The organism is bacterium (genome assembly GCA_021158245.1).
Classification (GTDB): domain Bacteria; phylum Zhuqueibacterota; class QNDG01; order QNDG01; family QNDG01; genus QNDG01.
Genome location: JAGGVB010000036.1, coordinates 1 through 8,954, shown reverse-complemented (window position 1 = coordinate 8,954; position 8,954 = coordinate 1). Strand labels below are relative to the sequence as shown.

Sequence of the window (8,954 nt, the reverse complement as noted above, 5' to 3'; positions counted from 1 at the left end):
ATTGAGATTTAAAAGCCTGATCAGATATAGATTGTTTGTCAATAACCTTGAGGATAAAATATCCGTCATTTGTTTCAATCGGCTTTGAGAATTCTCCTTTTTTAAGACTGAACGCCGAGCTTGTAAATGAAATATTTTTACCTACCTGCGGAATATAGTCATTCCATCCAAAGAAACCTGTCTCATTAATTTTAATAGATTTTTCAGAGCCCGCCTTATCGAAAGTTCTTCCATTGGAAATACTTTTGTAGAAATTATCTGCAAGTATCCTGCACTTTTCTTTTTTCTTTTTCCTGACAAGAGTGGCCTGGATTACTTTCTCAACTTCTTTTTGCGGCTTTATGTATTCTCCGATAATATCTGATATTCTGAATACAATAATATTGTCATTAATTGTAATTGGACGGCTTATCCATCCTTTTTTATTGTTAAATGCAAGATAATTGATATGACTTGCAACACCAATGCCTGGAATAAAATTTCCTTTAAAGAATGGATTTGTCTCTTTTAAATCATAGTTTTCCAGTTTTGCAGTAACATTAAAAGGCTTAGCGCTTTTATCCGTTACTTCTTCATAAAAGTAGTTGGCTGAAGTATTCACATTTTCTTCAGTTTCAGGACTGGGAATAAATTTAATTAAAATATGACGTGCATGGATTTTTGTTTTTCCTTTTTCACGTTTTTTTGCAAGAACCTGAATGATGTGAAGGCCGAAACGTGTCTTTACAGGGCCGATGATATCGCGGATCTTTGCAGAAAAAGCTGCTTCCTCAAAGGGCTTGACCATTTCACCTTTACCGAAAAATCCGAGATCCCCGCCTTTAACAGCAGTTGACCGGTCTTCGGAGTAGTCTTTAGCAAAAGATGAAAAGTCAGATCCCGCTTTCAGCTGCTTGATAATATCTTCCGCATCCTGATATGTCTGCAGAGAATCATCCTTTGAAGGTATTTTTTGAAAAACAACATATTCTATTTTACGCTGTTCGTTAACTTTAAAATTTTCTTTATGATTTTTGTAGTATTTTTTAATCTCATTTTCAGCAACAAGTATATTCTCATTAGAAATATCAGAAATTTTAAAACCAGCATACCGTACTTTTACTTTCTGGTTTTCAAGCATGTATTCGTTTCGAATCTCATCTTCCGTAACTCTTACAGAAGCTATTATTCTCTGCTGAATTTTTTGCGCAGGCAATTGATTCCTCAGGTAGTTCTCAACCGGCAGCCATGATCGATAATTGTTTGGATTTTCCAGTGCCTGTCGGTATTTTGCAAAATCAAATTTTCCATTTGTTTGAAACTGCTCATTATTACGAATAAAATCAGGAGGCCTGTTACGTAGAGTGTATACAATTTCTTCATCACTGATACGTAACCCCTGACGTGAAATTTCTTCCCGAATCAAAATTTCACTTACCATTGATTCCCATACCTGGTCACGAATGGATTTTATCTGATATTCGGGAATATCATTATTCCCGGTTTGCTCACGAATACGATCGAGCTGGTTATTAACAGCAGCTAAAAACTGCTCATAGTGTATTTGTGTCCCATCCACAACACCAATAATTCCCTGCTGAGCTTTTGTAAGTTTTGTTTTAAAACCTCCCATTCCCCAGCTGAAAATAATAGTAGCGAGGAATGCAAGCAGGGTTAAAAGCATAATATGCTTCATTTTGTCACGCAATATCTGCATCATAAGCCGGGGTACTCCTATTAGTAAATCAATTTAAATTTTAAGACTGAAATATAACCAATCAAAGGTTTAAATGCAAGATATTTCACCTTTTGCATCTGAAGCAGTATTGACTCAAAAATAAAGCTCTTCTGGCAATTGTATGGAATTTAAACATAGGATATAGTATATTTAAAATATATATAACAAGGAATTATACACAGGGCACACTTATCTTTTTTATTTGTAGTCTCTGCTTGCATTAAATCATATAAATTTGTAAATTTATTAAAGATATCCGTTTTAAAAATATTAAAACTATTTTGTACAGAACATTCATCAGCAAAGTATAACTTATACGTTATTCTTCAGGATATTTTTGTATGAAAACAACAGTAGTTCCCAAATATATTATTACTATTATCCTGCTTGGCTCTGCACTTCTGCCCCTGCGCATTTTCGGGCAAAGCCCGTTTTCCGGAAGTATAGACTCGCTCATATGCAGAGGCATTGACCAGACACTCTTCTGCCAGTTCGATTCGGCCATGTCCACATTTAAAATCCTGAAAAAGCTGAAACCTGACAATATTGCAGGAAATTTCTATCTTGCTGCAACTCTGCAGTCAAAAATGATGGATTTCGAAACAACATCCCAGGCTGATGAATTTTACAGTTATATTAACAGAGCTATTGATATCGGAGAAACAGCCATAGAAATAAACAATAATGATTCATGGACTCTCTTCTATCTTGGATCTTCATATACATACAAAGGCATGTTTCAGGTAAAAGAAGGAGCACTTATCAAGGGATTTGTAAGCGCTAAAAAAGGCATGGGCTATCTTCACAGAGCAGTTAAAATTGATTCCTCTTTATGGGACGCTTATCTCGGTATAGGGAACTATGATTACTGGTCAGGCCGTTTTTACAAATATCTGAAATGGCTGCCATGGATAAAAGATAAACGTGAACAAGGCGTACGCCTTTTGGAACTCGCTGTCAATAAAGGTACATTCTCAAAATGGATTGGAATCAACAGCCTTGCGTGGGTGGAATATGACAGGAAACATTTTTTCAAGTCATTAATACTTTTCCGCAGAGGAATCAACAGATACCCAAGGTCCAGATTCTTTCAATGGGGTATAGCAGACTGCCTGTTCAAATTAAATGACTTTAAGGATGCTGCATTCCAATACCTGAAATTACTTAAAGATATTAAAAACAGGACACCCAATTACGGCTATAATGAAGCTGAAATAAGGCAGAAATTAATGCTTTCATATTTCGGATTGGGATTATATGAGGAATGTATTAGACAAGCTGATTTAATTATCGGTTTAAATGTTAATAAAGAGACTGCAAAACGAATAAAAAAACATAGAAAACTGGCAAAAGAATACAAAAAACGCTGCATTGAAAAACAGGCTGTAATTCATGCTGATCAGAAATAATTCTTTACATATATCCCGTTTTCTTAAAACAACAGATGCAATTGACAGCAATTCTGATGTAATCAGGGCATATACAAAATCCATAATAGACTCTGCTGAGTCTGAGGAGCAGAGGATAAGACAACTGTTTTATTTTATAAGAGACGAAATACGGTATGTATTTCGGCTTACTGATAAACCCGAAGATATGAAGGCATCTGTCATCTTCCAAAAGGGGCAGGGGTTCTGCACCCAGAAAGCAATACTTTTCTGTGCAATTGCAAGAAGCATTAACATTCCGGCAGGCATTGCATTCTTTGAAATTATTGATCACTTTATGAATAATTCAATCCTTAAGGACAACCGTATTCTCTATCATGGCATAGCATCACTTTATCTTAACAGCCAGTGGATACTGTTTGATGCAACACTTGATGAAAAATTATGTAACCTGAACGGAAGGCCTGTAACTGATTTTTCCATTACAAAAGACTGCCTGATGCCGCAAAGTTCCCATGACGGCAGGAAGCATGTGGAATATGTAAAATTTCGAGGTATCTGTTCTGATATTATACCCGGGCCGTTCATTAAACTTATGCAAAACACATATTCTAATACTATTTTTAAATAAGCACATAAATTTTTTCTAAAAAAGGATGTGATGCAGAATCTCTATAAGACTAATAATTACAATACAATATCTCCATATGAATAATTATTATTCATGAAGAAGAATAAAATATTCCTTGAATATTCCATTTTCTTTCATTAAATAGATATTAACAGTCTTGGAAAAAGGAGGGCAGAAACGTGATTTTACACCATGAATTCATTAAGTCGGCAAAAAAATATGCAAAAAAAACAGCTATTATCGATAGGACTACCGACAAAAAATTCACCTATTCCAAAGCATTAATAGCTTCAATTATTTTCTCCAAACTTCTAAAAAAATACGAAGATAATTATATCGGGGTAATGGTACCTACATCAGGAGGCTGCTTTTTATCAATACTTGGTGCTTTAATGGCACAAAAAGTACCGGTAATGATAAATTACTCAACCGGTGCGGAACAGAACTGCCTGTATGCCCAGGATAAAATCGGTTTTAAAACAATTATTACATCTCAAGCACTCTTAGAAAAAATAAAATGCCCGATTGTCCCCGGAATGATTTTAATAGAAGACCTGTTGAAAGAAGTCTCGGTTTCTATTAAACTCTCATCTGCATTAAAAGCAATGCTTCCTTTCGGAATATTAAAAAAATCCTTCCCTGCTGACCCTGATGATAATGTAGTAATTCTTTTTACAAGCGGGAGTGAAAAGGAACCTAGAGCAGTACAATTAACACATACTAACATCAGTTCCAATGTTCTGGATGCAATCGAAGTTTTCAATCTTACGGAAAAAGATGCAATTATGGCAATACTTCCTCTGTTCCACGTATTCGGTCAAACCATTGATTTTTGGCTGCCTCTTGTTCTCGGGGCCACAGCAGTAACATATGCTAACCCCATCGACTACAAAACAGTACCAAAAATTATCCGTGAAGAAAAAGCTACTATGATAGCAGCAACTCCAATCTTCTTTTCAGGATATCTAAGAGAATCAAAACCCGGCGATTTTGAGAGTCTGAATATTCTGGTGGCCGGTGCGGACAAAACTCCTGACAAGTTAAGAGCAGGTTACATGGAAAAACATGGTAAAGTGCTTCTTGAAGGATACGGAGCAACAGAAACCAGCCCTGTTGTTTCCGTGAATACACTCGAAGCAAATAAAGCGGGAAGCATAGGGCCTCTTTTCCCAAGCGTAAAGGTAAAAATTGTTGATATCAATACAGGAAAAGAAGTTTCACGAGGCGAGGAAGGCAAAATACTTGTCAAAGGGCCTAATGTAATGAAAGGATACTACGACGATATTGAAGAAACCAGTCTGAGAATAAAAGACGGATGGTACGACACCGGCGATATGGGGATACTTGATGAAGATGGATTCCTCTGGCACAAAGGCCGCCTTAAACGATTTGTTAAAATCGGCGGTGAAATGGTCTCTATGGTTAGAACTGAAAACGTTCTTCAGCAAATACTGCCTGAAACTACAGACTGCTGTGTTGTTGATGTTCCTGACAGGGTAAAAGGTGCCAAATTAATTGCTGCTGTTACTCAGGATGTAAATACAAGGGAAATAATCAGGGAAATGTCAAAAAGCCTTTCCTCTATTGCTATACCCGCTCAATTTGTTGTTTTTGAAGAACTTCCCAAAATGGGGAGCGGAAAAGTTGATTTCAGAACAATAACTGAAGTGATAAAACAAAAACTGCAAACTTAGAAATAATTAATCGTTTTCAAGAAAAAAAGCCGAATTCATGAAAATTGAATTCGGCTTTTTTATAAATAAATTTCATATATCTATAATTATATATCTTCCGCAGGCAGGAACATCGGATCCCACGGGCTTAACATTAATGGTTTCTGTTTAAGGATATCAACTATTTTCCGTGTCATGTACTTCTTCTGTACTACAAGCCTGAACATATATTCATCGAACCATTTATCAGTCATGGTCAGAAATCCATTATGCCCTGCACTCGGCCCCCAGCTGTTCTCAAGAAGCCATTTATCCGGTTTTCCTGCCATTGTTGTATCAACACCAACGAGAGCCATTCCATGAGTAGATCCGCTCGCAGATGTCATGATCCTTTCGGCTTTATTCATTTTAAATGGCATTCCAAATAGCGACTCATAATCATAGTTTTTTAAACTTAAAATACCGGCCTCTCTGTCAAGCTGTTTTCCCACATCGCAGGAAAAATACATAGGTTCTCCGCCCAGAAGTGATTTAAAAGCAAATTTCTTTATCTCTTCTGCAGGCAGATTAATATATTTCCAGTTGAACGATTCAAAAACATCTCTGTCATACTCAATTTCGTATAATTTATAAAAAGGCCTTGTCGGATCATTCATTAGCATTACATAACTATTCATATCTATATTAAGAGCATCTTTGTAAAACTCTTTTGGAGTAAATGTTTTTTCAGCACTCAGCTTACCGTCTTTGTCTGTATATCTCCATGTAAATTTTTCAGGAGGATTTCCAAGATGATACACCAGGAGTTTATAAATATCTGCCAGCATTTTTTCTTTCTCTTTTCTTAAATATGCAGTACTTTTTCCTTTGGCAGACAATGCCCTTAATTTAAGCCCCTGTTCTTTCAGCTTAAGCCGAAGCAAACGGCTCATGGAACCTGTATGCTGGCTGTGATAGGTTTCAGGCATAACACTCATAGGCACCAAACCGTATTTTTCAATAATTGCTACTGCCATGTTCCATACACCGCCGTCACCTACAGGATGTTTAAAAAGCCACTCAACTTTTCTACTTTTCATATCATCTTTACGAGTTTCTATCACACCTTCTAAAAACAGATTGGCTTTCTCAAATTGATCCCAAAAGAACGGATAGGTTTCCGAGAATTCAAAACTTTTAAGGTTGTACTTTGCTTTTACTTTTTGCCGTAAGACGTTCAAACTGGTAAATAACCAGCATCTTCCTGAAGATTTTTGATTTGTAATTCCCTTGATATCCAGTTTTACTGCAAAATTATGATCAATTTTGCCAATATTTTCCCGATTGACAATCAGCTTCCTTGTATCATTGTTAGACACAGCATTAATAATGCCTAAAGTATTACCATTTAAACTCATTGATGATTTGATTTGTTTAAGCATTGATGGTGAAACTGCACCAGGTTTGATACCCTGAGCAAAAATACGAGAATGGGATACAAGAAAGATTCCGCATAAAAACAATAAAACAGCTCTTCTTTTGTTCATAACGTCTCCTTTTGTTTAAAACAGGGAAAACTATTTTCAGAAATTGTTTATTAAAACAGACTTAATATTTATAAATGTAAGAATACATAACGACTGTGTCAAGAATCATTTTCAGGATTTCTGTAATTACTGTTACTCGGATTTTACTGTCAATAAAAATAATTTCCACTGTCGGGTGCGGTAGCAAATACAAATTTGTTTCCATTACTTTTTCTTGACAATTATATATTTTTTTAGCAAATTGTACACTCAAAACATACATGGTCTAATACTATCAAAATCACCGGAGCAGCTAATGGAAAAAACCGATTTATCTTTCTCCTTTCTTCGTGATCAAACCGTAGGTATTGATTCAATAATCAACACACCTTTTGGTAAAAGACTTATGGTTTACTGTGATTTCACAGCATCAGGAAGGTGCCTCGAATTTGTTGAAAATTATATAATGCAAATACAGCGCCACTATGCAAATACTCACACAGAAGATGACCTTACAGGCCGCAGCATGACCAGTATCTTACATAAGGCAGAACAAACAATAAAAGAATCTGTCAATGCCGGGCCTTCAGGACGTATTATCTGTACTGGTGCAGGAAGCACAGCAGCAATTTATAAATTCCAGCAGATTACAGGAATTGCACTGACTTCTGCTACAAAAGCTTTTCTGTGGGCTATGCAAAAAGAATTCTGTAAAAATGAATCTACTTCCGACTTTTCTAAATTTTTAGATAAGCATCGTCCTGTAATTTTTGTAGGGCCATACGAACATCATTCCAATGAGCTTACATGGCGTGAAAGCATAGCAGCAGTAGAGCGTATACGCCTTGCACCTGACGGCGGTATTGATCTCGAACATCTCGAAGAACTCCTGCAAAAACCTGAATACCAAAACAGACTCCGCATAGGTTCATTCTCTGCTGCATCAAATGTTACAGGGATGAAAACATCTGTACCTGATGTCTCACGCCTTCTGCATAAATACAATGCTCTTGCCTGCTTCGATTATGCAGCAAGCGCCCCGTATGTAAAAATTGATATGAACCCTGATCCCGGCCCTCAAGGAGGAGATACGTCCATTGATGCAGTATTCATTTCTCCCCATAAATTCCTCGGCGGCCCCGGATCGTCAGGTGTTCTGGTATTTAACGAAAAAATTTACAAAAGGGAACTTGCTCCAAGCGTAGCCGGAGGAGGTACTGTTTTGTATGTAAATTCCGGTTTCCAGGACTATTTTACTGATATTGAAGAGCGTGAAAAAGCAGGAACTCCTGGAGTACTCCAAACCCTCAAAGCTGCAATGGCGTTTGAAGTAAAAGAAACTATTACAACTGAAAAAATTGAAAAACGAGAGCATGAACTGCTTAAAAGAGCTTTTAATAAATGGAATAAAAACCCAAACATAGAAATACTCGGTAATACTGATCCCTCAAAAAGAATTTCGATTGTATCTTTCAATGTTAAAGATCCCTGGTCCACATATCTTCATCCTAAACTTGAAACAGTCCTTCTGAATGACCTCTTTGGCATACAGTCACGGGCAGGCTGCTCTTGTGCAGGGCCCTACGGCCATACACTTTTAAATATTGATAATGAAAAATCAGTAAGATACCGTGAAAAAATAAATGAAGGCTATGAGGGTATAAAACCGGGCTGGTGCCGTGTAGGATTTCATTATACTATGGACGATGAAGAAGCAAATTTTATTATTGATGCTATTGATTTTATCGCAAATAAAGGTTACTGCTTCCTTCCGCTCTATAATTTTCATCTTGATTCAGGATCGTGGGAACATATCGAAGATATAAACACTGCCAGTGATTTTTCCGTTGAACATGCTCTGAAATCAGCATTTGTGCCTCTTGACAGTTCCCTGCCTAATGACATCCGGCACCGTCTCTACAGATCTTATCTTCAAGATGCTGATACTCTTGCTGATAAATTAAAAGATAAGCTTCCTGAAAAACTGCCTGTACTTAAAGGAGAGCTTGAAGAACTTAGGTATTTTTCTTTTATAAATTT

6 protein-coding genes are annotated in these 8,954 nt (G+C 36.6%); 4 read left to right on the top strand and 2 right to left on the bottom strand.

Annotation, left to right across the window (positions count from 1 at the left end; translation table 11 throughout):
* The coding region (locus J7K93_01975) for a peptidylprolyl isomerase (protein ID MCD6115757.1) at nucleotides 1-1,699 on the bottom strand (1,699 nt) is incomplete at its 3' end.
* 359 nt (nucleotides 1,700-2,058) lie between these two features.
* On the opposite strand from J7K93_01975, the gene J7K93_01970 reads away from it, so the two are divergent.
* From J7K93_01970 to J7K93_01960, 3 genes are all read left to right on the top strand, one after another.
* The gene (locus J7K93_01970; GenBank protein ID MCD6115756.1) at nucleotides 2,059-3,126 is read left to right on the top strand and encodes a hypothetical protein; all 1,068 of its coding nucleotides are present in this window, start codon (nucleotides 2,059-2,061) and stop codon (nucleotides 3,124-3,126) included.
* Nucleotides 3,110-3,736 (top strand): transglutaminase domain-containing protein, encoded by a 627-nt coding sequence (locus J7K93_01965; protein ID MCD6115755.1) that lies wholly within the window; start codon nucleotides 3,110-3,112, stop codon nucleotides 3,734-3,736. The genes J7K93_01970 and J7K93_01965 overlap by 17 nt, the downstream gene beginning before the upstream one ends.
* Nucleotides 3,737-3,915: 179 nt before the next feature.
* A complete protein-coding gene (locus tag J7K93_01960) occupies nucleotides 3,916-5,430 on the top strand; it encodes an AMP-binding protein (GenBank protein ID MCD6115754.1) in 1,515 nt (504 codons plus the stop codon).
* Nucleotides 5,431-5,516: 86 nt separating this feature from the next.
* On the opposite strand, the gene J7K93_01955 is transcribed toward J7K93_01960, so the two are convergent.
* Nucleotides 5,517-6,935 (bottom strand): C1 family peptidase, encoded by a 1,419-nt coding sequence (locus J7K93_01955; protein ID MCD6115753.1) that lies wholly within the window; start codon nucleotides 6,933-6,935, stop codon nucleotides 5,517-5,519.
* A 295-nt stretch (nucleotides 6,936-7,230) separates the two neighbouring features.
* On the opposite strand from J7K93_01955, the gene J7K93_01950 reads away from it, so the two are divergent.
* Nucleotides 7,231-8,954, top strand: a 1,724-nt coding sequence (locus J7K93_01950; GenBank protein MCD6115752.1) for an aminotransferase class V-fold PLP-dependent enzyme, incomplete at its 3' end; no start/stop codon positions are given.